Origin of the sequence: Nocardiopsis synnemataformans (assembly GCF_965343085.1) — a bacterium.
Lineage (GTDB): Bacteria > Actinomycetota > Actinomycetes > Streptosporangiales > Streptosporangiaceae > Nocardiopsis > Nocardiopsis alborubida.
Genome location: NZ_CBDRFA010000114.1, coordinates 1 through 24199 on the forward strand (window position 1 = coordinate 1; position 24199 = coordinate 24199).

The following is a 24199-nucleotide window of genomic DNA, read 5'->3' on the forward strand; positions in this document are numbered from 1 at the left end:
GCACGTGTCGGCCCGGTTGTGGGAGGTGTTCTCCCGCCCCGGGGTTCGTTTGGCCACGAGCTGGTATTCGGACGATGCCGACGAACACGCAGCCATCACCCAGCGCCCCACCCACGCCCGCACGCGCGCCAACATCGTTGAGGCCAGGCGGCGCCGCATCCCGTTGCGGGCCGGTGTGGTCGGTGTCCTGCCCTCACAGCGCACCGGTGAGGCGCAACAGGAACTCCGCTCCCTCGGAGTCGAGCAGATCGGCTATGACGACCTGCGCGGTGTCGGACGCGGGGCCGAGCACGACAGCACCCCCGACACCTCCGTGCTCTGCGGACGCTGCGCCCACGGCAACCTCGCTGTGGCCCCGGACGGCACCGTCTGGCCCTGCGTCTTCACGCGCTGGCTCTCGGTCGGTAACGTGCGCCACCAATCGCTGAACGACATCCCCGGCAGCGACCGTATGGCTACCGTGGTGGCGGAACTCAGCGAGGAGTTCACCCACCGTGCCGTGTGTGTGCCGGACATGTGCGATCCCCAGTGCGGGCCTTCGTGCAGTCCCGCGTGCAACCCCAAAGGAGACTGCACCCCCGCTGGAAACTGCGCGCCGAACTACAGGTGAGAGGAGTGGCGTGTTCGTCCAAGGCATCGACATCCCCGAGGGGCTGGAACCCCCAGACCCGGATCAGTGGCCCTACAGCATCCCCGCCGTGGGCCGTCTGACCGCAGAGAGGCTGGAATTCCGTGCTCCCATCACTTTCCTGGTCGGTGAGAACGGGTCGGGAAAGTCCACCCTGGTGGAGGGGATCGCCGAAGCCTACGGACTCGACGCACGCGGAGGGCGCGCCGGGCGCAAGTACGCCAACAACCGCCCCAAGACCCCCTTGGGCGAGCGGTTGCGGCTGGATCTGACACAGCGCGGCGCCCGGCAGAAACAGGCCGGGCGCCGTAATCAGACCGGGTACTTCCTGCGTGCCGAGACGACCTTCGGGTTCGCGGAGGCCGTCTCGGGCATGCACGGCTACTGGCAGGAGAACCTTGCCGAACACAGCCACGGTGAGGGGTTCCTGATCATCCTGAGCGCCATGTTCGACAAGCCCGGCCTCTACCTCATGGACGAACCGGAGGCGGCGCTCTCGTTCATGTCGTGCCTGCGCCTGGTCAACCTCATGTACGAGTTGGCGGCATCGGGCTCACAGATCATCTGTGCCACGCACAGCCCCATCCTCGCCGCCGCCCCGGACGCGGACATCATCGAAGTGGGGGAGCACGGCGCGCGCCGCACCACGTGGGACCGTCTGGAGATGGTCGACCACTGGCGGCGCTACCTGTCCGACCCCCAGAAGTACCTGCGACACCTCATCGACTCATGAGCGATGTCTCAAGGCTGGCCGACGAACGGCACCGCTCCCACATGCGGACGTTGCTGGAGCATGCCGCAGACCGTTTCCGCGTGGAACTGAACGGCATACCGGTGTTCGGATGGCGCGACCGCAGCATCGGGGCACGCGCGCACGGTACTCAGGGGAAGTACTGGCTGCGCGTGGTCACCGAGCACCATCGCTGGGCCTCAGGCGAGTTCTGGACGGGAAACGCCGAATCCCGTGCTGTCACGGGGGTGCCCAAACCCGAGGTGATCAACATGGAGGAGTGGGACGAGGCACCCGACCGCGTCCGTGCCGAGTTGATGAGCCTCATGCCGGGGAACGTGTGTTCCGCGACCAGTGAGATCCACGAGGCCCCGCAGGTGTCCGCGTCGTGGTGGGAGGAACTACGTACCTCGTTGGGGCGGGTGGCGGCGACCTCCACGGGGCGTGTCGCGGTCGACCAGGAGTCCGTGACCCGTCGGCTGACCGTCTTCTTCGGTGACGCCATCGATCCGACCGTGCGTGAGTGGAGCACCGCACACGCGGACCTGCACTGGAACAACCTTCTCGCCCCAGAGCTGGGAATGGTCGACTGGGAGGGGTGGGGGCGTGCCCCGGTCGGGCTCGACGCCGCCACCCTCTACTGCCACAGCCTGCTGGTCCCGGACACGGCCGCGTGCGTGCACAGCGCGTTCGCGGACCAGCTCGACAGTCCGGACGGTGTCCGGTCCCAGCTCTACGTCATCGCGCGTCTGCTCCTGCGTATCGAGCGAGGTGACGACCCGGGTCTGGCTGTGCCCCTGCACCGCCTGGCCGCCTCCCTACTGGACAGGTGACTGTTTCGTTCCGGGCGTGATAGAGGCTCTGGCATGTACCGGCCCCGTAAGGTGGACGTTGGCGGGTGCTCAAGCGACTGAGTCCGAGCGGAGCGTCGATGCGTCCCAGCGGAGTCGCCGAAGGGTCAGGAGTGGTGAGTTGATGGCTTCGAACGTTGCGCGAGAGTTCACGGCAGACGAAGAGCCGCTGTTCCCCATGCCTCCGCTGACGGAACAGGCACTGCGTGTCGCGGTCTCACGGCTGGATTTGGCCGCCTCCGTCCGGTTCGACTCCGAGTTCCACCAGGTCTGGCAGGAAGCGGTCCAGACCGACAGCACGGTACCGATGCACACCTTCCTCTTCAGATGGGGTGTCTTCGTCGAGCTCCGGCGCTACCCTCGGCGTGCCGAACGCCTTCTGGAGCTGGAGCGAGCGGTCAGTGAAGCCGACAGCGCCGATGAGGCCCGGATCGCGGCAGGGGAGATCTCGCAGATGCTCGGTGAAGCCACTCGGCGGGTCAGTCAGTGACGGAGTGGACCTGGGAGTATCTTCCAGACGCGGAACAGGTGGCCGGAGGGCTGGAACGCGTTGACCAAGCCGCCGTCGAACATCTCGCGCAACGGTTGGCGGACGCCGCCTCGGTGAAGTATCTGGGCGATCCTCCGGTTGAGGACTCCGGGGTGTCGAGGGTGCTCGACCATGCCGAGGGGCGATTGATGGTCTGGTACCAGGAACACCGGCGGCTCCATCTCGTCTTCATTCTCCGTGTGCGGTTCTGGCCTGTCGGAGACTCCTGACCATCCGTCTGAGTGTCCGCCTCACAGGACGACGGTGTGGGGCGGCCGGTGGCCGTTCACGCCCAGGGGACTGGAGCGGAGCGTCCGGTGGTCGTCCCGGCGCGGACGACCACCGCCCGTCTCCTGGGGTTTCAAAATCCGGGCCCGAACCTTGTACCGATTCCCCGGTGACGGCCCGTCCTTGCACCGGTACGTTCCTCCTGCCAGCACCTACGCGCAGAAGGAACCCAGGTGAACCTCCTCATCACCGGCATCACCACCCAGTCCTCCATCGCCTACGCGATCGCCGAGGAGGCGATGGAGCAGGGCCACCAGGTGATCCTGACCAACCCGCCCGGCAGGCAGCTGTCCATCCTGGAGCGGGTGGCCAAACGCCTCCCGGCCGAACCCGTGGACATCCTGCCCATGGACGTCACCGACCCCGACCAGGTCACCGCGACGGCGGGCAAGGTCGCCGCCCACTGGAACCACGTGGACGGGCTGCTGCACTCCATCGCCTACGCCCCGGGCGACGCGCTGGGCGGCAACTTCCTCAACACCTCCTGGGAGGACGTGGCCACCGCGATCCACGTCTCCGGGTACTCCCTGAAGGCGCTCGCCGTGGGGTTCCGGGAGCTCATGGCCGCCGCCCCGCACGGCGCCGGGGTCGTGTCCCTGACCTTCGACGCCTCCCGGGCCTGGCCGGTCTACGACTGGATGGGGTCGGCGAAGGCCGTGCTGGAGAACTCCACGAAGTACCTGGCCCGCGACCTCGGCGGCGACGGCATCCGGGTGAACGCCATCAGCGCGGGGCCGGTCAAGTCCCTCGCGGGCGGCTCGATCCCCGGGTTCGACCAGATCGCGGACGGCTGGGCCGACTCCGCGCCGCTGGGCTGGGACACCAAGGACGCCTCCGTGGTCGCCGGTCCCGCGCTGTTCCTGATGTCCCCGGCGGCGCGGGCCGTCACCGGCACGACGCTGCACGTGGACGGCGGCTACCACGCGATGGGTGCGCCGCTGTAGCCGGAGGAGCTGACCGCGCAGGGGGAGGATGTTCGGCCCCGGACGCCGCGGGCGTCCGGGCAGGTCACGACACCGGGGCGACATTTGCGGACGTTCTTGCTTTCCGCTGAGAAGGCCGCACCGCGCGTGCTACGGATGGACCCGTTCGCTGCCGGTCCGTCCTTCTTCCCTGGGAATCCCCATGATGACGCTGTTCCTCGTCCTCGCCGTCCTGGCCGCCATGCTGGTCGGCGCGGTCCTCGCCGTTCGCAGGTTCGGCGTCGACGACGAATCCTCGGGAGGCGCCGTCAGCGTCGTCGTCGCCCCCTGCGTGCTCGCGCTCTACCTCGCGTCGGCGGCGATGGGGGTGGTGATCGGCTGGGAGAACTTCACGGGGGCCGGGGACGGGCTGACCGAGGAGACGGGCGCGGCCGACGCCCTGTACTGGAGCACCACCGCCTTCCCCGACGAGGAGGCGGAGGTGGTGCGCCAGCAGCTGCGCGCCTACATGAGCGCGGTCGCGGAGGAGGACTGGCCGCTGATGCGCGGCGAGGGCGAGCTGAGCACCGAGGGCGAGAAGGCCCTGGCCGACCTGGCCGCGTCGGTGCGGGCGCTGTCGGTGTCCGACACCGGCGACGGCCTGGACCGCCTGACCGCGCGCCAGGAGCTCGCGGAGCTCAGCGACGCGCGCATCGTGCGCGCCGACGCGGCCGGTGACGGTATCCCGTCCGTCCTCAACGGCATCGCGGCGCTGTCCGCCATCGCCGTGGCGGTGCTGCCCTTCGCCATGATCCGGCGGGGCTCGGCCGTGGCCTACTTCTGGGCGTCGGCCAACCTGATCTTCGTGTTCGCCACGATCCTGCTGCTGTTCTACCTGGGCAACCCGTACAACGGGGCCCTGGCGCACGACGCGGGCGCGATCCAGGACGCGCTGGCCGGGTTCGACCGGATCGACGCCTCACTCGACGCCTCGCTCAACCCCCAGTAGGGGGATCGGGCCAACGGGCTGTCGGACGCGTCATCGGGGCACGCGTCCGGCAGCCCGTTCCCGTTTCCGGTCAGCCCGCTCAGCCGGCGGAGCGCGCGGCGGCGCGGCCCGCGCCCGCCGCGACCACGGCGATGACGACCATGAGCACCACCATGGTGCGCATGGGGGTGAAGGCACCGGCGGCCTGCTGCGCGGCGGGCGGGGAGAGGTCGGCGAGCACCTGTTCCCGGACGGCCTGCTCCACCGGGGGCGGGGCCGACGGCGACGCGGACGGCCGCGCGGGGTCGGCCGCGCGCTCCTGGGCGGGCTCCGCCGGGGCGGGGGAGGGGCCCTCGGTCGGGCTCCCCGGCTCGGGCGGCACCGCTCCGGGCTCCTCCGGGGCTTCGGGGCCGGGCTCCTCGGGAGCGGGCGGCGCGGGTTCGCCGGGCACCGGGGGCGTGGGCGGCTCGGGGTAGCCGGGTTCCTCGGGCGGCTGCGGCTGCGGCTGCTCGGGGCGCGGCGCGCACGGCGGCGCCTCACCCGCGCGCACCACCACCCGCACGCCGTTCGCGCACACCAGGACGTAGGACCCTCGATCGACCTCCACCAGCGCGCCCGAGGTCTCCACGCGGACCCCGTCGGGGCCCACCTCCACACGGGAGGTTCCGTCGTCCACGCTGACGCCCGTGCCGTCCGCGCTCACCTGCGGAACGGAGTCCACCGCGTTCACCTGCGGGACCGCGTCCACCGCGTTCACCTGCGGGACCGCGTCCACCGCGCTCACCTGCGGAACGGAGTCCACCGCGCCGACGAGGGAGACCGTGCCCCCCGGCCCGGCGGAGAGCGGGGAGTCCGGGGCGGGTGTGGGCGAGGCGCCGCAGGCGAGCAGGAGCGCGCCCGAGGCCAGCAGCGCGGGCAGGGCACGACGTGAGGGGGGCATGGGAACTCCTCGTGTCACAATCGGCACGACGGGTGATCGTACGTGGTCAGTCCGGACCCTACACCCGCGGCCGAGCCCTCAGGGGGAGTGCAGGCGCAGCACGGCGTGCTCGGCCCAGTCCGGCGGCCTGGTCAGCCGCGAGACCAGCACCATCGTCCCGAAGGCCAGCGGGATGGTCCACGCCGCCGGCTGCCCCAGCAGCACCGCCAGCCATCCGACCGGGGGCGGCAGCAGGATCGACCACCCCACCGCGCCGGTCGCGGTCACGGCCCCCACGATCAGCCCGGACGCGGCCCCGGGCAGCGTCAGCCGCCGCCACCAGATGCCCAGCACCAGCAGCGGGCAGAACGTCGACGCCGCCACCGTGAACGCCCACACCACCAGCACGTTGATGTCGATCATCTGCGCGGGCAGCGCCAGCAGCACCGCCACGCACGCGCCCACGACCACCGCCAGGCGCAGCCGCGGCACGCTGCCCTGGAACAGGTCGTGCGACAGCCCGCCCGCCAGGGCCAGCAGCAGCCCGGAGGAGGTGGACAGGAACGCGCCGAACGCCCCCGCCGCCACCAGCGCCGTCAGCACCGTCCCCACCGAGCCCGGCACCGCCTGGGCGGGCAGCACCACCGCGACCGTGTCGGTGCCCTGGAGCAGCACCAGATGTGGGGTGAGCACCCGCCCGAGCAGCCCGTACACCGTCGGGAACAGGTAGAACAGCCCCAGCAGGGCGATCACGCCCACCGCCACCCGGCGCGCCGTCCGCGCCGTCGGGCTGGTGTGGAAGCGCATGATGACGTGCGGCAGCCCCATACAGCCCAGCGTGATCGCCAGCAGCGTGGACCACGTCTCGAACAGCGGGTACCCGCCCACGTCCAGCAGCGGCGAGCTCCACCGCTCGCTGCCCAGCTCCGGCAGCCCCGCCGGGTGCGGGATGGTCGCTCCCTCGGGGAACACGTACTCGGTGCCCGCCTCCACGGTGTGCTCCCCGGCCGCGAACTCCACCTGTTCGCCCCCGGATGTGGTCACCGTCACCGGCTCGTCCAGGCTGAACCGGGTCCCCACGGTGAACTCCACCGGGGTCGTCTCGGGAAAGTGCGTGCCCCACTCGGGGTTGAGCGCCTCCGCCCGGGTCCGCGGACCGGCGTGCACCACCAGGTAGATCGCCGGGATGGCGATGAAGGCCAGTTTGACCACGTAGTGGAAGGCCTGCACGTAGGTCGCCGACCGCATCCCCCCGGCCGCGATCGACCCGCTCACCACCACCCCGGCGAGCAGCACCCCCACCCAGTACGGCGTGCCGCTGACCAGGGCCAGCACCACACCGGCACCCTTGAACTGGGGCACCAGGTACAGCAGCATGATCACCAGCACCACGCAGCCGCACAGCTTGCGCAGGCGCGGCGCGCCCAGGCGGTACTCGGCGAAGTCGGGCACGGTGAACGCCCCCGACCGGCGCATCGGACCGGCCACCAACGCCACCACCGCCACGTAGCCCGCGGCGAACCCCACCGCGTACCACATGGTGCCCAGGCCGTTCTTGAGCAGCAGCCCCGCCAGCCCCAGCACCGAGGCGGCCGACAGGTACTCCCCGGCGATCGCCATCGCGTTCCAGTTGGGGGAGACCCGCCGTGAGGCCACCAGGAAGTCGGAGGTCGAGCGGGCCGCCCGCACCCCGTAGACGCCGATGACCAGACTGGTGAGCAGGACCAGCCCGATCGCCAGGACCGCGATCACCACGTGCGCCCCGTGTCCTCACCGCTCGCGCGCCCCGGTCCCCTCGTGCGTCCGGGTTCCCGGCCGTGCTGTCCGCGGCTGCGTTCCCCGCTGCCGGCGCCGCGCTCCGGCGCCCCCGCGGCCCCCGCCCGGTCCGCGGCGCTCTCCGCCCGGTCCTCGATCCGCTCGGCCGAGCGCACGTGCCACAGCGCCAGTCCGAACAGCATCGGGTAGATCGCCACCGTCAGCAGCAGCCACGACAGCGGGACGCCGCCCGGCCGGATCTCCCCCAGCGCGGGGAAGAGCGCGAACGCGCCGCTCATCCCGAACAGCAGCGCCGAAAGCACCGCCACGGTGCGCACCGCGGTCCGCCGCTGGGCGCGGAACAGCGCGCGCGCCGCCTCGGTGTCCACCGGCTCCGGTATCGGCAGCAGGTGTTGCGCGGGCCGGTTGCCCCGGGCCAGCGCGATGCGGGTCTGCGGGCTGGTCAGCTTCTCGCGGCGCGGACTCATGGCGCCTGCTCGCCCTCACCGTCCCGCGACCGGGAGGCGGGACCGCCCTGGGCGTTCGCGGACCGGCCGAGCTGGTCGCGGCGGGCCGCCTCCAGCAGCTGGGCGCGCAGGTGGCGGCCGTGGCGGCGGCTCACCGGCACGTCACCGGCCGGGGTGCCCGCCACCAGGCCGGACGAGGAGGTCACCCGCAGGTCGCGCACCCACGGGATGGCGATGAGGAACCCCCGGTGGACCCGGACGAACCCGGCCGAGGCCCACACCTCCTCCAGGTAGGACAGCGACAGGCGGATCAGGTGGCCGCCGTCGGCGGTGTGCAGGCGCACGTAGTCGCCCTGGGCCTCCACGAACTGCACGTCGTCGCGCTTGACGAACACCGTGCGCCTGCCGGTGTCGATCTGCACCACGTGCAGGTCCTCGGCGGGCGGGGCCCCGCCGCCGGGCCTGCGCAGCTGCGCGATGCGGCCCACCGCCTCGGCCAGGCGCTCGGGCCGGATCGGTTTGAGCAGGTAGTCCACGGCGCCGATGCCGAAGGCCTCCACGGCGTGGGCCTCGGAGGCGGTCACGAACACGATGGACGGGGGCTCGGACAGCACGCTCAGCACCCGGGCCACGTCCATGCCGTCCAGGCCGGGCATGAGGATGTCCAGGAACGCGGCGTCGATGGTGGTGGTCCCCAGCAGCCGCACCGCGGTGGCGCCGTTGTCGGCCACCAGGACCTCCGCCACCTCGGGCATGTCGCCGAGCAGGGACGCCATCTCCTGGCGGGTGGAGGCCTCGTCCTCGACCACCAGCACCCGCAGTTCGGGCTTCAACGCGCCACCACCCCCCTGGTGAACCTGGGCACGCGCACGGTCACCTTCGTCCCCTCCCCCAGCGCGGTCTCGATCACCAGACCGTACTCGGGTCCGTAGACGGCGCGCAGCCGCTGGTCCACGTTGGCCAGGCCGACGCTGCGCGACTCCGGCCCGGTGCCCGCCAGTAGGGATCGGGCCAGGTCGGGGTGCATGCCCACCCCGTCGTCCTCGATCTCGATGACGCACAGCGGGCCCTCGCCGAAACCGGAGACGCTGATGTGGCCCTTGCCCTCCTTGCGCTCCAGTCCGTGCCGGATGGCGTTCTCCACGATCGGCTGCACGACCAGGAACGGTATGGCCACGGGCAGCACCTCGGGGGCCATCCGCACGGTGATGTCCAGGCGGTCGTGGAAGCGGGCACGCTGGAGTTCGAGGTAGGTCTGGGTGGCCTCCAGCTCCTCCGAGAGGGTCGCGTAGTCGCCCTTCTCCGAGAAGCCGTAGCGCAGGTAGTCGGCGAAGTCCGACAGCAGGTGGCGGGCCCGGTCGGGGTCGGTGCGCACCAGGGCGGCGATCACCGCCAGGGCGTTGTGCACGAAGTGGGGGGAGATCTGCGCCCGCAGGGTGCGCAGGTCGGCGGCGGCGATCCGCGCACGGGCCCGGCGCAGCGCCGCGTGGTCCAGGCAGTCGGAGACCAGCGCGGCGGCGGCCTCCACATCGGCCTCCACGGGGTGGCCCGAGGCCACCAGGGCACCGGACAGCTCGTCGGCCACGGTCAGGGGGACCGCGCACACCGACGTGCCGTCGGGCAGGCGCACGCGGGCGTTGCTGCCGTACTCGAAGACCTGGGAGAGGAGCCCCTCGACCTCGGACGGGGCGGGGCGGGTTCCGTGCGCGGCGACCGGACCGTCCAGGTCGGCCAGCACGACGCCGTCGACGGCCAGGAGCTGGCGCAGCCGCCTGGCGGCCGAGGAGACCCTCCGGCCGTGCAGCCCGTCCCGGAGGTCGACGCCGAGGGCGTGGACCTGGCGCATCAACTCGACGCTCGCCCGCTGCTCCGAGGACGCTGGGCGACGTCGGGAGGGGGAGGACACCCGCGACAGCCACCGGTATGACACGTAACGACCCTATCCCAGCGAACTGTGTCGGTGCTCACGTGGTCGGGGTCACCTTTCGAATCGTGACGCAAATGCGCGCTCGCGCCGCGTGCAGGAGCCGGGCCCGCCACCGGGAGCGGTGGCGGGCCCGGGGGAGTGCTCGGGGCGGTGGCCGTGCCGGGAGAAGGGTGGGCTCCCGGTCGGAGTGGGCCACCGACGGCCCCGAGCTCATGGTCCCTAGTGGTTGGCCGCCTTCTCCGCGCCCGCGCCGGTCAGGGCGCGGACCTGGAGCTGGGCGAACTTGTCGAAGTCGCGCTCCTTGGACGACAGGGTTCCCACGATTGCGCACAGGAGGCTGATCGGCACCGACACCAGGGCCGGGTTGGGCAGCGGGAACCAGGCGAAGTCCGCGGTCGGGATGAGCGCGGTCTCGCTACCGGAGACCACCGGCGAGAAGAACACCAGGGCCACGGCGCTGATCAGGCCGCCGTAGATGCCCGCGAGGGCACCGCGGGTGTTGAACCTCTTCCAGAACAGGCTGAGCAGCAGGGTCGGCAGGTTCGCCGAGGCCGCCATCGCGAACGCCAGCGAGACCAGGAAGGCCACGTTGAGGTTCTGCGCGAACACGGCCAGCAGGATCGCGACCACGCCGACGCCGAGGGCGGACAGGCGGGCGACCCGGACCTCCTCGGCGCCCGTGGCCTTGCCCTTGCGCAGGACCGAGTTGTAGAAGTCGTGCGCGATGGAGGACGAGGAGGCGATGACCAGGCCCGCCACCGTGGACAGGATGGCCGCGAAGGCCGCCGAGGCGATGACCGCCAGCAGGATCGCGCCCGCCATCTCGCCGCCGATGCGCTCGCCGACCACCTGGGCCAGCTGCGGGGCCGCGGTGTTGCCCGCGCCGTCCTGGGCCGTGATGGCCTCGTGGCCGACGATGGCCGCCGCGCCGAAGCCCAGCACCAGGGTCATCAGGTAGAAGGTGCCGATGAGGCCGATGCCCCAGTTGACCGACTTACGGGCGCTCTGGGAGTCGGGGACGGTGTAGAAGCGGATGAGGATGTGCGGCAGGCCCGCGGTGCCCAGCACCAGGGCCAGGCCCAGGCTGATCAGGTCCAGCTTGTTCCACAGGGTCTGGAGCGGGTCGCCCGCGACCTCCACGCCGTAGCGCAGGCCGGGCTCCAGGAAGCCCTCCTGGCCGCTGGCCGCGGCGGCGTCGCTCATCAGGGCGCCGAGGTTGAACCCGTACAGGGACAGGGTCAGCACGGTGAGCAGGGCGGCGCCCACCATGAGGATGAGGGCCTTGATGATCTGCACCCAGGTGGTGCCCTTCATGCCGCCGAAGGTCACGTAGATCGTCATCAGCAGGCCGATGACCACGATGCCGACGATCTTGGCGGTGTCGGCGTCCATGCCCATGAAGGTCTGCCCGGGCTGGATGCCCAGCAGCAGGGCGATGAGCGCGCCCGCGCCGACCATCTGCGCCAGCAGGTAGAAGATCGACACCACGATCGTGGAGACCGAAGCGGCGGTGCGCACCGGACGCTGCCGCATCCGGTAGGACAACACGTCACCCATGGTGTAGCGGCCGGAGTTGCGCAGCAGCTCCGCGACCAGCAGGAGGGCGACGAGCCAGGCGACGAGGAACCCGATGGAGTAGAGGAAGCCGTCGTAGCCGAACAGGGAGATCATGCCCGCGATGCCCAGGAAGGACGCGGCGGACATGTAGTCGCTACCGATCGCCAGGCCGTTCTGGAGCGGGGAGAAGCCGCGCCCGCCCGAGTGGAAGTCGGTGGCGGAGCGCGTGCTGCGGCTGGCCCAGACGGTGATGCCGAGCGTGGCCGCGATCATGAGGACGAAGAGGACGATGGTGATGACGCGGCTGCTGTCGTTGACCGTCTCGACAGCTTCCTGGGCGAGGTTCATCGGCCGCCCTCCTTGTTCGCCGCGCTGTAGTGGAGCTCGTCGCGCAGCTCGACCGCCTGGGCGTCGAGCCTGCGGCGCGCGTAGTTCGTGTACAGGATGGCGATCCCGAAGGTCGACAAGAACTGGAGGACACCGAAGACCAGTGCGACGTTGACGTTGCCGAAGAGCACGACGCCCATGAAGTCGCGGCCGAAGGCGGACATGAGCACGTAGAGCAGGTACCACGCCATGAAGGCGAGGCTCACCGGGAAGACGAACCTGTACAGCCGCCGCTTGAGCTCGGTGAAGCGCGGGTCGCCGTGCATGGTGACGTAGGCCTCGGTCGAGATCGCGTCGCCGCTCCCGTTGCCCTCGGGCGGCGGGGCCGGGTCCTTCGCTGGCCGGTCTGTTGACATGGTGGGTGTACCTCCGGGGGGATTGGCGTGCGTCCGGCGGCGGTGCCGCTCTGGTGTGATCTGCGTTACGAGGAACTGTAAGGAGCGGCACTACCGCGCAGCAGGGGGCCCGTGCGCACGCGCGCCGAACGCGGGGGAGGAGCGTCGAACGGTCGCCCAGCGCGCGGTGGGCGGTCGTCTGGCGCGCCGAACGGTCGCCGAGCGGTTCCGGTCCAGACCACGGGCCCCGTGGCGCACGCGCCGCACAGGGGCCGGGCCGCGCGGGAACCGCCGTGTCGCGGGGGTTCCGGCGTTCGGGAAAGCGCCCGAAGGGGGGCCCGGCCTCCGCTAGAACCCAAGCAAGCTCCGCCGGGGCCGCTCGCGTGGGACCCGCTCTCGTGGGGAGGCCCGGCGCCCGACGGGGGCTCCGGACGGTGCCCGGCGGGTGGGACACGCCTCCACCGGGCCCGGAACCCCCGTCCGGCTCCGGGCGTTGTAGCTTGTGCACCATCACCGCCGTCGCGGGCACCCGCGTCGGCGCGTTCCGCGATACCCCCGGACGAGGTGCGCCGTACCCGGTGACGACAAGACGGCGCGTTGGAGAACGCACGTCACACGTCACGGAGGTAGGCATCATGGCCTGGATCGTTCTGGCTGTCTCGGGGCTCCTGGAGACCGCGTGGGCCATCGCGCTCAGCGCGTCGCAGGGCTTCACCCGCCTGTGGCCGTCGGTGACCTTCGGGGTCACCCTGTTCCTGAGCATGGCCGGGCTGGCCTACGCGCTGCGCACCATCCCGGTCGGGACCGGCTACGCGGTGTGGGTGGCCATCGGCGCCGTCGGCACCGCGCTGGTGGGCATGTTCTTCCTCGGCGAGGGCTTCAGCTGGCCCAAGGCGCTGTGCCTCGTGCTCATCGTCTCGGGCGTCGTGGGGCTCAAGCTCCTGCACTAGTCCGCGATGACGGAGTTGTCGCCCGTGCGTCCGCGATGGCGGCTCGCACGGGCGCTCTGTGCGGACGGGAGGCGGTGACCGCGTGCGGCGGTTCACCGTCGTGGACGGGAGGCTCAGATCCAGCCGTGCGAGCGGGCGATGTGGACCGCGCTGTGCCGGTTGTTCGCCTCCAACTTGGTAACGGCCGACGAAAGGTAGTTGCGGACCGTCCCTGGGGCCAGGGAGGCGCGTTGGGCGATCTCGTTCACCGTGGCTCCGTCGGCGGCCAGCGCGAGGATGTCGGCCTCACGTGCGGAAAGCGGCGAGTTGCCCGCCGAGATGGCGTCGGCGGCCAACGACGGGTCGATGTAGCGGTCCCCTCCGTGTACGGCGCGGATGGCGTCGGCGAGCTTGGCCGCGGAGATCATCTTGGGGACGAACCCCTTCACCCCCGCTTCCAGGGAGCGCTTGAGGTGGCCGGGTAGCCCGTGGCTGGTCAGGATGAGGGTACGGCAGCCGTTGTTGTGGCGGATGATCGTCTTCGCCGCGGCGATACCGTCCAGCCCGGGCATCTGGAGGTCCAGAACGGCCACGTCGGGGCCGTGCTCCCGTGCCATCGCGACCGCCTCGTGCCCGGACGCCGCCTGGGCGATGACCTCCAGGTCCGGTTCGAGCACGAGGAGGGCCACCATCGCCTCTCGGATGAGATGTTCGTCCTCGGCCACGAGAACCCTGATCACGATGTCTCCCGACGCTGAGGTACACGAGCGATGAGGTGGTAGGTCCGGTCCGACGCGCGGTAGGCCTTCAGGGTCCCCCCGCGTACGGCGAGTCGCTGGGCGAGTCCGTCGAGCCCCGCCCCCGTACCCTCGCCGGTGGGCCGTTCCGCGTGCGCGCCGTTGTTGACGATGTGCATGGTGGCCTCGCCATCCTCCACTCCCAGAGTGATTGTGCAGTAGGAGGCCCGGGAGTGTCGGATCACGTTGGTGACTCCCTCACGGACCACCCACCCGAACAACGACTGTTCCGCGGTCTCCAGCTCGATCGGCTTCTCGTCCCTGATCCGGCAGACGACGCCGGCGGCGGACAGGACGGAACGGGCCCCGTTGAGCTCCGCCACCAGGCTGGTGTCGCGGTAGTCGCGCACCACCGCGCGAATCTCCTTCTGTGATTCCCGTGCCAGGTGTTGCACCTCCTCCAGTTCGGCGCGCACCCGGGGGTCGTCGCTCAGGCGCGCGCCGAGTTCGCTCTTGAGCGCGATCACCGTCATCGTGCGTCCCAGTGTGTCGTGCAGGTCGCGAGCGAACCGGAGCCGTTCCTCGGCGATGGCGAGCCGTGATTCGAGCTGGCGGGCGGCCTCCACCCGCCGTGCCACGTCCACGCTCCAGCCGAACAGACGCACGGTGAGGACACCGAAGAGCCAGGAGCCCGCCGCCGCGGCCAGGGCCGGTAACGGATCGGGGTACGCGGCCGAGGCGAGCGCACTCGCCACGGCCAACGCGACCACGACGGTCCACGGGGCGGACGCCCACACCACGGCCGTGGGCAGCACGGCCAGCGCCACCATGGCATAGGGGGTGAATCCGGTCGACGACGTCTCGGCGGCCAGCACCGCGAGAGCGCCGAGCTCCGCGAACGTGAGCACCGCTATCCCCACCGAGATCCAGGCGTGATGGCGGAAGGACGAGGTACGGCCGCCCAGCGAGCGGGCGGCCACCACCGTGGCCGCGAGAGCCTGTGCCACGTACACGGCCACGGCGGTCCACGCCACGGGAGCGGGCGGGGCCGAGGCGCTGGAGACGGCCCAGACGAACACGGCGATCACCACCCACAGGGGTACGGCCAACGCGTACCGGGTTCCCGCCTCCGTGCGCTGGAGACCGTTCTCGTCGATCGGGCCCATCAGACACGCGACTCCCAGCGGAACCAGCGCTGTGCCGCCACGACGGCGAGGAGGGTCCATCCGAGCAGCAGTCCTGTCCGTTGGAGTGCCTCGGCCACGGAGAGGGTGTCCAGCCACCCCGCGCGGACCAGGTCGACCATCGGGGTGAACGGCATCCAGTAGCACACCTCCTGTACGGCCTGTGGCATGGCCTCCAGGGGAAAGAAGGCCCCGGAGGTCGTGGGCAGCAGCACCAGCCCCGGGAGGATGACGACCTGGACGCTTTCCGAGTTGCGGGCACCGGCACTGGAGAAGGCGGCCAGTGCCGCGGCGAAGAGCGCTCCCAGCAGGACCGCGATCAACGGGTAGTGCGGAGCGCTCGGCAGCCCCGCTCCGGTGAGCGGCACGACGATCACGGCGACCAGCAGGAACTGGACGACGGCGATCACGATGGTGGGCAGGGCCGTGCCGATCAGGATGACCAGGTCCGACAGTTCGCCCGTTCGAAGCCGCTTGAGCAGTCGTTCCTCCCGCCGAACGACGTAGGTCGTGGTCAGCGGTACGTACAGGGAGAAGACCAGGATCACGCCCGCCGCGCTGGCGAGCATGACCGGTCCCAGCGACAGGTTCAGGGCGTCCAGGTCGAAACGGGTCATGGAAACGACCAGCACGGCGAGCACCATCGCCGGGATGAAGAGGACGTTGAGAAAGTTGCTTTTGATCCGAAAGAAGAGCGAGGCTTCCGCGCGCCCCAGGGCAGTGATTTGACTGGTGGTACTCATGAGGTGGGGCTCGCTTCCTCGTCCAGATCGTTGTTCGCGATGTGCAGGAACGCCTCCTCCAATGAGGCGGAGCGCGCGTCGAGGCCGGTCAGGGGTATCCCCCTGTCCCGAGCCCAGGCGAGTACCTCCGTGGCCGTGTGCTGCAACTGGTCCGTGACCAAACGCACCCTGCTGTCCCGAACATGATCGAGTTTCGCGGCCAATTCTTCCAGAGGCGGAAGGTCATCCGCGGTGAAACCGGTGGGCAGGGTGAAAGTGAGTGACGACGGGAAGCCGCCGACGATGTCGGGAACGGAGCCCTCGACCGCTATCCGGCCCTGGTGCATGATCGCGATGCGATCGGCGAGGGCTTCGGCCTCCTCCAGATAGTGCGTGGTCATGACGATGGTGGTGCCCATGTCCTTGAGGCCCCGGATGATGCGCCAGGTCTCGCTGCGCCCCTCCGGGTCCATGCCCGTCGTGGGCTCGTCCAGGAAAAGCAGAGCCGGTTCGGTGAGCGTGGCCAGCGCGAGGTCCAGCCGCCGTTGTTCGCCTCCGGACAGGTTCTTCACGGCGACCTTCGCCCGGTGCTCCAACCCCACGAGGGCGACGGCGTCCTCCACGGAACGCGCCCGGGAACTGCAACCGGCCCACAGCCTGACGGTCTCCGCGACGGTGAGTTCCTCGGCGAATCCGCCCTGCTGGAGCATGACCCCGGTATGGGGGCGGATCGAGGACCGGTCCCGCACGGGGTCGTACCGGCCGAACAGGCGGATCTCTCCCCGCGAGGGCTGAGCCAGTCCTTCGAGCAGCTCGATCGTGGAGGTCTTCCCGGCCCCGTTGGTCCCGAGCAGGCCGAAGAGCTCGCCCTTTCCCACACTGAGCGACACCCCTCTGACGGCGTCGTAGGTCTTGTTTCCCGTCCCGTAGCGACGCCACAGGTCTGTGACTTCTATCACACTGGTTTCGATGGTTGAGTCCATATGGCCATTGTTTGACTCTGGGTGACCTTTCTCCAGTGCTGCTTGCAACGGATTATTATTGCATGTGTCATAGCGAGTTCGTGACACTTGTCATGTCGAGAGGGTGACAAATTGACCAGTATTGGTGTGATCTGTGTCACAGCATGAAGAATGTCTCTGTGCTTGAATCGCTTTCGCAGTCGCTGCGAAGAAGTCTCCAGAAACCCTGCTGGTGCGATATGGGCCCAGTCAGAACGATCGCATTCGGCGGTAGGAGAAAGTAGTCAGAAGTTCTATCTGCCCAAGGAGAACGTGATGAAGGAAATCATCGAGCACTTCGACGCCCTGGAATTCGACGCCGAGGAGGGCATGGTCGCCTTCGACCAGGCCCCGGTCATGGCCACGGTCGTCACCACCGCGACCACGGCGACCACCTCCATCACCGGCATCTTCGGCTAGTGATTACTGGGGGCCTTCCGGTGGCAACCTCCACCGGAAGGCCCTTCCGGATGTTGTGCTACCCATTCAGCAAAAATTCGGGAGCCGCAGGGCGGGAGTGAACGTGAAAAGACTGGCCAAGATCGTCGGGAGCATCTTCAAACCCATCCCCCTGACCCGGAACCAGGCGATCGGTTTATCCGAGAGAATATCCTCGGTCACCGCACTGGTCGGGTCTCTTGAGTACCTTTACCTGCACCGGGAGACGGCGAAGGACGGGTTCTTCGACTGGGATACCGTCCGCGGGCTCTACACCACGGCGTCCCCGTTGACCCGTCGGTTCCTGGACGGTGTCGGTGAGCCGCGTACCACCTACGCCGTGCACGCCGCACGCGCGCTCGTGAGCGCGGGCATGCTCCTGCCCGGTGACTCCCGATGGCGAGGACTGGGCAACGCCTTCCTCGCCGCGAGCGGCACGGCCGTCTTCCTCCGACACCGCTACGGCACCGACGGAGCCGACGAGGTCTCGGTTCTGGTCCAGACCGGTAACGCGGTCGCGAGGCTCTCCCGTTCCCCTCGCGTGCAGGACGCCGCGATCTGGCATGTGGCCATCCAGTCCAATCTGTCCTACGTCATCGCCGGTTGGTTCAAGCTCCTGGGGCGCCCTTGGACGGAGGGGACCGCTCTCCAGGAGGTGCTGCGGACGCGAACATACGGGCATGAGGGCGCTCACCGCCTCGCCACGGCCCATCCCCGTCTGGCGAAACCGCTGGTTTACGGCGTCCTGCTGATGGAATGCCTGTTCCCGCTCGTCTACGCAGGGAAGGGCCGCCTCAGCCGGGTCTTCATCATCTCCGCCATCGCCTTCCACGGCGCCAACGGCTACCTCATGGGGCTGGGCAGGTTCCTGACCGCCTTCACCTCCATGCACCCGCACGTCGCCTACACGGCAGCGCCCAGAGAACTCCCCGAGGTCGCCGACCGCGATGACAGTTCACTCGTCGCCATGGGCGCGGTGCTCGGCGGCGTGGCCGTAGGGATGCTTCTGTCCACCGCGCAGCGTCGCATGGCGGTGTTGGAAGGGCGCCCCGGGACGCGGTGGACCAGGACCCGGTTCGGCAACACCCTGGCCTACGAGGCCGCCGAGGGCGACGGGACGTCACCCGTCCTGGTCTTCGTCAACGGCCTGGCCTCGATTCCGGAGCAGTTCGGGTGGATCACCCAGACCCTGAGGCAGGAGACCGGCTTCGGGACCGTGACCTATGCGCGGCCCGGGTACGGAGCCAGCGCGCGGGCTCCCCACGCCCGAGTGGACCTGGGCACCGCGTCGGCGGAACTGGCCGAGTTGGTCCGGGCGGTCGTCCCCGCCGACCGCCCTGTCGTCCTCGTCGGCCACTCCCTCGGCGGGGACCTGGCCAGACGGGCCGCTCCCTCGCTGGGAGGCCAGCTGATCGGTCTGGTGTACGTCGACGCCTCGCATCCCGCCGAACTCCAACGGTCGAGACAGCAGAGGGCCTCCGGCGAGCGGATGCACGAGCTGTTCGCCACTCTCGCCTGGTCGAACAGGCTCGGGGCGGGTTCCCTGATGAGCCGTCCGCCGTGGTTGGAAAGCCTGCCGACACCGTTGCGCCGACACGCTTTCGCCCAGTACGCCGACGCTCGTCTGTGGCTGGCCGCAGGCGAGGAGTGGGAGGAGGTCAAGGCCGACTACGCGGCCTTCGGGGCTGACCTTCCACCCGTGTCGGCACCGGCGTTGGTGCTCTCCGCCCAGAAGACCGTCGACTACGACCCCGAGCAACTCCTCCTGCACCGGGAGCTCGGTCTCGCCCACCAGGTCACCGGAGCGACCGTTGGGTTCGAGGTCGTGAAGAACGCCGACCACGACACGATCATGACAAATGGCACTCACGGGACCCGGGTGGCCCGCCTCATCATGGACTTCGTGCGGGACGCCATGGCCACGAAGGTTTCAGGAACCCGTCAGGCCCAGAACCAGGGGGAAGGGAAACCATGACAGCACGTGCACGTGTCTACGGCACTGTCAAGAACGCCTTCACCGGTCATGGGGCTCTCGCCCGGGTTGGTTTTGCGGTATTCGTTGCCGCTACCATCACCACCCAGCATCACCACGTGGCGACATACAACCGCGTCAAAGTCTTCGACCGATTCCAAGCCCTTCCGACCTGGCGATTCTTCGCTCCAGAGCCGGGAGTCCACGATTATCTATTCCTCTACCGGACCATCGGTCAGGAGGGAGAGATTTCAACATGGAACGGGATCGATCTGGCAAGAAAGCGCTCACTGGGGCAGATGTTCTGGTTCCCGTCAAGGCGCGGGGAGAAGGCGTTCTTCGATGCTTCCGTGGAACTCGTCGGTGTGATCGACCGGGGGTTCGACGTGATCTCGTTGACGCCCGCCTACCGGCTTCTCGACAACTATGTGAGGGCTAGAATCCGAGCTGAGAATCCCGAAGCCGACGGCTACCAGATCGCCATGGTCAAGAGCTCCGGATTCGACTCCTCGGAGGCCCCGGAGATGGTGATGCTCACACCCCGAAGGAAATTCACCTAAATTCCGTGGAGGAAACCATGAAGAGCCAGGCCAGAAGCGTCATCGCTGTTGTCGCCGCCGTCGCGGTCGCCGTCATCCTCGTCGCCCTGGCGCTCACGGAGGTGCTGTCCGTCGCGGCGACCCTGGGACTTGGCGCGGTGCTCTGGGTGGGACTCCTGGTCATCTTCGTGCCGAGGAAGAAGGAAGGATCACGGTGACCAGCAGCATCGACACGGACTACGGTCGGCAGTTCGCCCGTTGGTATGACCGCCTCTTCGATCCGAGTGCCGCGGAGGAGACCGCGAAGGTTCTGGCCGAGTGCCATCCGGCCCCGGACACGGGAGCACTCGAACTCGGGGTCGGCACCGGGCGGATCGCGCTTCCCCTGGCGAGCATGATCGGTGCGGTCACCGGCGTGGACAGTTCGAGGGACATGCTCGCCGTGCTCGCGGAAGCCAACGCGCGGACCGGCGGCCGGGTCACCGGTGTCCACGCGGACATGCGCACCTACCAGGACACCCGCTCCTATGCTCTGGTCTACGCGGTGTGCGCCACCCTGAACCAGCTACTCCGTCCGGAGGACCAGCGCGAGGCGGTCCACAGAGCGGCCGGTCTGCTCGCTCCCGGAGGGAAGCTGTTCATCGAGGCGCATCACCGCCCCGCTGTGACGGAGGTGTTGCACATGGGCAGACCTCACGTCACGTTCTTCACTCCTTATCCCGAGCCCGGAACCGGTCTGCAGACGCACTCCGCGATCGCCGGGGACGGCAGGACGTGGCAGTGCTCCCAGATCTGGTACGAGAAGGACGGCACCACCAGGGTGGGGACCGAGTACTCCAGGCTGCTCGTCCCCGAGGAAGTGCACACCTGGGCGGAGGAGGCTGGCCTGAGCCTCGACTGCCCGAGGGAGGGGTACGGGGACTGGGCCCTGAACACGGCCACCGAACAGTCCGCGACCTTCATCTGCGTCTACACCAGACCGGCGCCTTGAGCACCGTAGGAGACATTCGATGGGAAGAGTCGACGCCGTGGTCGTCGGAACCGGCCCGAACGGACTCGCCGCAGCGGTGACACTCGCTCGTGCGGGTCTCAGCGTCGAACTCTACGAACAACACGACACGATCGGCGGAGGGCTGCGTACCGTCTCCCTCTTCGACACCGAGATCGTCCACGACGTGTGCGCCGCGGTCCACCCCATGGCCGCGGCGTCGCGCTTCTTCAGGGAGTTCGATCTCAGAGCCCGGGGCGTGGAGTTGCTGCGGTCTCCCGTGCCCTACGCCCACCCTCTTCCCGGTGGACGAGCCGCCCTTGCCGAAATCGACCTGAACGACACCTGTGCGGGCCTGGGCGAGGACGGGAGGCGCTGGCGCCGCCTCATGGCTCCGCTCGTCGAGCGCAGCGGCGGTGTGGTGGACCTCGTCATCTCCGGGCAGAGGTCCCTGCCCCCGGACGCCGTCGCGGCCTTCCTCCTGGCCCAACGCGCTCTGACGCATGGTCTGGGGGCTGGCCCGTTCGTCACCGAACACGCCAAGGCACTGTTCGCGGGAGTCGCGGGACACGTGATCGGCGCGCTGCCCTCACTCCCGGGCGCGGCCGTGGCGCTGCTGCTCGGTCACCTCGCCCACACCGAGACCAGCTGGCCCCTGCCCAGGGGCGGCAGCGGTGTCATCGCCGACGTGCTCGCCGCCGATGTCGCCTCGCACGGCGGCGTGTTCCATACGGACCGGAGGATCAAGGACCTCACTGACCTTCCCCCGGCCTCCACGGTGCTTCTCGACGTCTCTCCCAAGGGCTTCCTCGACATCGCCGGTGGTCGACTTCCCGACCGCTACGGCAGGGCGCTGCGGCGCTTCCGCTACGGCCCGGGTGTGGCCAAGGCGGACTTCCTCGTCTCCGAGCCCGTTCCCTGGACGGCTCGCGAGGTGGGCGCGGCGGGCACCGTGCACCTGGGGGGCACCCAGGAGGAGATGTTTCGCGCCGAGACCGAGACCGCGCGTGGACGAAGGGTGGAAGAGCCCTTCGTCCTCCTCGTCGACCCCGCCGCCACCGATCCGGGTCGAGCCCTGCCCCACAAACGGCCGGTGTGGGCCTACGCCCACGTACCCAACGGGGACACGCGGGATCCTGTGGACATGATCCGTCGCCGCATCGAGACCTATGCCCCTGGTTTCACGGACACCATCATCGATTCGCGAGGAATCTCCGCGGCGCGGATGGAGGAGTACAACCCCAACTACGTCGGTGGGGACATCGCGTCCGGGGCCATGTCCGTTCGCCAGGCCGTCCTGCGGCCCGTCGCCGGTGTCGACCCCTACCGCACGCCGCTGCCGGGGGTGTACCTGTGTTCGGCCTCCACCCCGCCCGGCCCCGGAGTGCACGGTATGTCGGGCTACCTGGCCGCACTGTCCGCGCTCCGCCACGAACACGGCGTGCGTACTCCTCCGGACCTGTCTCCACGGTGATGGTTTCCCGGACGGGCGGTCTCCTCGTCCCTCCGGGAGCGGCACCGCGCCGCTCAGGGCGACGGGGGCCGAGGGGCGTCGCGGAGGGAGCCGCCCCGCCGCCGCTCGGGACGGGGGAAAGCGCGCGGCGTACTGTGCCCGTGCGCTCTCCCCCGTCCTTTTCCTCGTTCCGCCGCGTTCCACCGCCGCGCCCTTCGTGCCACGCCACCGCGTTCCCACACGACGCGGCGGAGAAAGGGGCGGAGGCGCTCAGTCCCCCGAACGCGGGCCGTTCGCGGCCGGTGCCCCGACGTGGGCGGTGAAACCGATCTCGACCAGCAGCTCGGGGAAGGCCAGCCGGGAGACGCCGATCAGGGTGCTCGCGACCCGGGGGTCGGGGCGGCCGTAGGCCTCCTTGCGCACCGGCCCGGCCACGGCGAAGGCCGCGTCGATGTCCAGCACGTAGACGGTCTCCTCGACGACGTCGTCCATGGAGGCGCCGAAGCGCCCCAGCAGTTCGGCCGCGTTGGCGTAGGCCCGGCGCATCTGCTCGCCCGTGTTGCCGAAGTCGGTGACGCGTCCGTCGGCGCCGACCGGCGCGGGGGCGACCAGCCGCTCCCCGTCGTGCGCCACCTGGCCGGAGAGGTGGACGGTGTCGCCGCGTCTGATCGCCTGGACGTATCCGTAGCCCTCCTCCCAGGAGACGCCGTGCCTTTCGACCTGGTCCTCGTTGTTCATGGCACTCCGATCATCGAAAGCGGAATTCGGGGGGTGTTCCACAATCTAGGATTCGGCCCTGGCCCGGGCCAGACGCGCGTGTGCCAAAAACAGCAAGGATCGTGCCAGTCCGGAAAACAGCGCCCTCCGGAGCGGCGAGAGTAGGATCAGCGGCGCAGAGGCCACCCGGCACGGAAGGCGAGGGAGAGCGTTGCGCCACCCAGAGGCCCAGAAGGTCGTGGCGATACTCGCGGTCCCGCGGGGCTTCGCACTGGACTACAGCATCCCCGCCTACGTCCTTGGCGGCCACCCCGGATACCGGATCATCGTCTGCGGCGGGGACTGTTCCGCGACGGCCGGGGAGACGGGCGGCGGGTCGCCCGGCCCCGAGCCGGTCGTGGAGGTCAGGCCCACCCACCCGCTGTCCGCGGTGGAGTCCGCCGACGTCGTCGTGGTGCCCGGGTACGGGGACCCGCACGTGCCCCTGCCGGAGGCCCACCTGGACGCGCTGCGCCGCGCCGCCCGGCGCGGCGCCCGGATGGTGGCCATCTGCACCGGGACCTTCGCGCTCGCCTCCAGTGGGGTCCTCGACGGGCGCACGGCGACGACGCACTGGCGCCACGCCGACCTGCTGCGGACGCTGCACCCCTCGGTGGACGTCGTCGGGGACCGGTTGTTCGTCGAGGACGGGCCGGTCCTGACCTCGGCGGGGGCGGCCGCCGGAATCAACGCCTGCATCCACGTCCTTCGGACCGACTTCGGCGACGCCGCCGCCGACGAGGCCGCCAGGGACTCCGTGGCCTCCCTCGCGGCGGTCGCGGCCGGCCCCGGGTACGCCAACGCGCCCGCCCTCGCACCGACTGGCCTACAGGCCACCCGAGACTGGGTCCTGTCCAACATCGGGTCCCCGATCACGGTGCAGCGGATGGCGGATCGGAGCATGCTCTCGCGCAGGACCTTCATCCGCCGCTTCGAGCGGGAGACGGGGATGCCCCCCATGCAGTGGGTCGTCCTGCAACGGGTCCTGGACGCGCGCCGCCTGCTGGAGACCTCCGACTGGTCGGTGGAGAGGATCGCCGGGGCGACCGGGTTCGGCACCGCCGCGAACTTCCGTGCCGTCTTCAAGAGGGAGGTCGGCGCGACGCCGTCCGCCTACCGCAGGTCGCACGGGCTCGCGCGGGCCGCCGGTTCCTGACCGCCGACCCGCGGGCCCTCGAACTCGCGTGCGCCCGAACTCGCGGGCCCCGGACCCGCGT

27 protein-coding genes and 1 riboswitch are annotated in these 24199 nt (G+C 69.9%); of the genes, 15 read left to right on the forward strand and 12 right to left on the reverse strand.

From position 1 onward, the window contains the following. The 7 genes from ACSIH6_RS37100 to ACSIH6_RS37130 form a co-directional block, all read left to right on the forward strand. On the forward strand, nucleotides 1-610 hold a 610-nt coding region (locus tag ACSIH6_RS37100; RefSeq protein WP_435113130.1), incomplete at its 5' end, for an SPASM domain-containing protein. 10 nt (nucleotides 611-620) lie between these two features. Next, nucleotides 621-1361: an AAA family ATPase gene (locus tag ACSIH6_RS37105; protein ID WP_435113132.1), complete on the forward strand. Its 741-nt coding sequence runs from the start codon at nucleotides 621-623 to the stop codon at nucleotides 1359-1361. Continuing rightward, nucleotides 1358-2191, forward strand: coding sequence for an aminoglycoside phosphotransferase (locus ACSIH6_RS37110; RefSeq protein ID WP_435113134.1), 834 nt, complete (start codon nucleotides 1358-1360; stop codon nucleotides 2189-2191). Before ACSIH6_RS37105 ends, ACSIH6_RS37110 begins: the two co-directional genes overlap by 4 nt. 142 nt (nucleotides 2192-2333) lie before the next feature. Continuing rightward, nucleotides 2334-2699 (forward strand): hypothetical protein, encoded by a 366-nt coding sequence (locus ACSIH6_RS37115; protein WP_435113136.1) that lies wholly within the window; start codon nucleotides 2334-2336, stop codon nucleotides 2697-2699. Then, a complete protein-coding gene (locus ACSIH6_RS37120) occupies nucleotides 2696-2968 on the forward strand; it encodes a hypothetical protein (protein WP_435113138.1) in 273 nt (90 codons plus the stop codon). The genes ACSIH6_RS37115 and ACSIH6_RS37120 overlap by 4 nt, the downstream gene beginning before the upstream one ends. A 231-nt stretch (nucleotides 2969-3199) precedes the next feature. Next, nucleotides 3200-3970, forward strand: a complete 771-nt coding sequence (fabI, locus tag ACSIH6_RS37125) for an enoyl-ACP reductase FabI (RefSeq protein ID WP_435113141.1) — start codon at nucleotides 3200-3202, stop codon at nucleotides 3968-3970. A 181-nt stretch (nucleotides 3971-4151) separates the two neighbouring features. Next, nucleotides 4152-4937, forward strand: coding sequence for a bestrophin-like domain (locus ACSIH6_RS37130; protein ID WP_435113143.1), 786 nt, complete (start codon nucleotides 4152-4154; stop codon nucleotides 4935-4937). A 79-nt stretch (nucleotides 4938-5016) separates the two neighbouring features. Here ACSIH6_RS37130 and ACSIH6_RS37135 read toward each other — a convergent pair whose 3' ends face one another. The 7 genes from ACSIH6_RS37135 to ACSIH6_RS37165 form a co-directional block, all read right to left on the reverse strand. Continuing rightward, nucleotides 5017-5856, reverse strand: coding sequence for a hypothetical protein (locus ACSIH6_RS37135; RefSeq protein WP_435113145.1), 840 nt, complete (start codon nucleotides 5854-5856; stop codon nucleotides 5017-5019). 78 nt (nucleotides 5857-5934) lie between these two features. Further along, a complete protein-coding gene (locus ACSIH6_RS37140) occupies nucleotides 5935-7590 on the reverse strand; it encodes a sodium/solute symporter (RefSeq protein ID WP_435113147.1) in 1656 nt (551 codons plus the stop codon). Next, a complete protein-coding gene (locus ACSIH6_RS37145; protein ID WP_435113149.1) occupies nucleotides 7584-8078 on the reverse strand; it encodes a hypothetical protein in 495 nt (164 codons plus the stop codon). Before ACSIH6_RS37145 ends, ACSIH6_RS37140 begins: the two co-directional genes overlap by 7 nt. Continuing rightward, a complete protein-coding gene (locus tag ACSIH6_RS37150) occupies nucleotides 8075-8890 on the reverse strand; it encodes a LytR/AlgR family response regulator transcription factor (protein ID WP_130395306.1) in 816 nt (271 codons plus the stop codon). The genes ACSIH6_RS37145 and ACSIH6_RS37150 overlap by 4 nt, the downstream gene beginning before the upstream one ends. Beyond that, the gene (locus tag ACSIH6_RS37155) at nucleotides 8887-9903 is read right to left on the reverse strand and encodes a sensor histidine kinase (protein ID WP_435113151.1); all 1017 of its coding nucleotides are present in this window, start codon (nucleotides 9901-9903) and stop codon (nucleotides 8887-8889) included. Before ACSIH6_RS37155 ends, ACSIH6_RS37150 begins: the two co-directional genes overlap by 4 nt. Nucleotides 9904-10203: 300 nt before the next feature. Further along, nucleotides 10204-11889 carry a monocarboxylic acid transporter gene (locus tag ACSIH6_RS37160; protein WP_435113153.1) on the reverse strand — a complete coding sequence of 562 codons (1686 nt, stop codon included), beginning with the start codon at nucleotides 11887-11889 and terminating at the stop codon, nucleotides 10204-10206. Further along, nucleotides 11886-12284, reverse strand: a complete 399-nt coding sequence (locus tag ACSIH6_RS37165) for a DUF485 domain-containing protein (protein ID WP_435113155.1) — start codon at nucleotides 12282-12284, stop codon at nucleotides 11886-11888. Before ACSIH6_RS37165 ends, ACSIH6_RS37160 begins: the two co-directional genes overlap by 4 nt. A 510-nt stretch (nucleotides 12285-12794) precedes the next feature. After that, nucleotides 12795-12862, forward strand: a riboswitch (guanidine-III (ykkC-III) riboswitch). Between the two features lie 36 nt (nucleotides 12863-12898). Here ACSIH6_RS37165 and ACSIH6_RS37170 point away from each other — a divergent pair. Next, nucleotides 12899-13213, forward strand: a complete 315-nt coding sequence (locus tag ACSIH6_RS37170; RefSeq protein WP_017563510.1) for a DMT family transporter — start codon at nucleotides 12899-12901, stop codon at nucleotides 13211-13213. A gap of 113 nt (nucleotides 13214-13326) precedes the next feature. Here the strand turns inward: ACSIH6_RS37170 and ACSIH6_RS37175 are convergent, their stop codons facing one another. From ACSIH6_RS37175 to ACSIH6_RS37190, 4 genes are read right to left on the reverse strand one after another with little or no spacing between them, the layout of a single operon-like run. Beyond that, nucleotides 13327-13932: a response regulator transcription factor gene (locus ACSIH6_RS37175; protein WP_150255950.1), complete on the reverse strand. Its 606-nt coding sequence runs from the start codon at nucleotides 13930-13932 to the stop codon at nucleotides 13327-13329. Beyond that, nucleotides 13929-15095, reverse strand: coding sequence for a sensor histidine kinase (locus ACSIH6_RS37180; protein WP_435113158.1), 1167 nt, complete (start codon nucleotides 15093-15095; stop codon nucleotides 13929-13931). Before ACSIH6_RS37180 ends, ACSIH6_RS37175 begins: the two co-directional genes overlap by 4 nt. After that, the gene (locus ACSIH6_RS37185; RefSeq protein WP_435113160.1) at nucleotides 15095-15856 is read right to left on the reverse strand and encodes an ABC transporter permease; all 762 of its coding nucleotides are present in this window, start codon (nucleotides 15854-15856) and stop codon (nucleotides 15095-15097) included. The genes ACSIH6_RS37180 and ACSIH6_RS37185 overlap by 1 nt, the downstream gene beginning before the upstream one ends. Next, on the reverse strand, nucleotides 15853-16794 hold the full coding sequence (locus ACSIH6_RS37190) for an ABC transporter ATP-binding protein (RefSeq protein ID WP_435113162.1): 942 nt from the start codon (nucleotides 16792-16794) through the stop codon (nucleotides 15853-15855). The genes ACSIH6_RS37185 and ACSIH6_RS37190 overlap by 4 nt, the downstream gene beginning before the upstream one ends. A gap of 318 nt (nucleotides 16795-17112) precedes the next feature. Here ACSIH6_RS37190 and ACSIH6_RS37195 point away from each other — a divergent pair, with 318 nt between their 5' ends. The 6 genes from ACSIH6_RS37195 (at nucleotide 17113) to ACSIH6_RS37220 (ending at nucleotide 22247) form a co-directional block, all read left to right on the forward strand. After that, nucleotides 17113-17256, forward strand: a complete 144-nt coding sequence (locus tag ACSIH6_RS37195; RefSeq protein ID WP_190394885.1) for a hypothetical protein — start codon at nucleotides 17113-17115, stop codon at nucleotides 17254-17256. A gap of 97 nt (nucleotides 17257-17353) precedes the next feature. Next, nucleotides 17354-19249, forward strand: coding sequence for an alpha/beta fold hydrolase (locus tag ACSIH6_RS37200; protein ID WP_435113164.1), 1896 nt, complete (start codon nucleotides 17354-17356; stop codon nucleotides 19247-19249). Then, a complete protein-coding gene (locus ACSIH6_RS37205; RefSeq protein ID WP_435113166.1) occupies nucleotides 19246-19806 on the forward strand; it encodes a hypothetical protein in 561 nt (186 codons plus the stop codon). The genes ACSIH6_RS37200 and ACSIH6_RS37205 overlap by 4 nt, the downstream gene beginning before the upstream one ends. 17 nt (nucleotides 19807-19823) lie before the next feature. Beyond that, nucleotides 19824-20003, forward strand: coding sequence for a hypothetical protein (locus ACSIH6_RS37210; protein ID WP_435113168.1), 180 nt, complete (start codon nucleotides 19824-19826; stop codon nucleotides 20001-20003). After that, nucleotides 20000-20776 carry a class I SAM-dependent methyltransferase gene (locus ACSIH6_RS37215; RefSeq protein ID WP_435113170.1) on the forward strand — a complete coding sequence of 259 codons (777 nt, stop codon included), beginning with the start codon at nucleotides 20000-20002 and terminating at the stop codon, nucleotides 20774-20776. The genes ACSIH6_RS37210 and ACSIH6_RS37215 overlap by 4 nt, the downstream gene beginning before the upstream one ends. Before the next feature lie 19 nt (nucleotides 20777-20795). After that, nucleotides 20796-22247 (forward strand): phytoene desaturase family protein, encoded by a 1452-nt coding sequence (locus ACSIH6_RS37220; RefSeq protein ID WP_435113172.1) that lies wholly within the window; start codon nucleotides 20796-20798, stop codon nucleotides 22245-22247. A 249-nt stretch (nucleotides 22248-22496) separates the two neighbouring features. Here the strand turns inward: ACSIH6_RS37220 and ACSIH6_RS37225 are convergent, their stop codons facing one another. Further along, nucleotides 22497-22964 carry a RidA family protein gene (locus tag ACSIH6_RS37225; protein ID WP_435113174.1) on the reverse strand — a complete coding sequence of 156 codons (468 nt, stop codon included), beginning with the start codon at nucleotides 22962-22964 and terminating at the stop codon, nucleotides 22497-22499. Nucleotides 22965-23154: 190 nt separating this feature from the next. On the opposite strand from ACSIH6_RS37225, the gene ACSIH6_RS37230 reads away from it, so the two are divergent. Then, a complete protein-coding gene (locus ACSIH6_RS37230; RefSeq protein WP_435113176.1) occupies nucleotides 23155-24138 on the forward strand; it encodes a GlxA family transcriptional regulator in 984 nt (327 codons plus the stop codon). The last annotated feature ends 61 nt before the right edge of the window (nucleotides 24139-24199 follow it).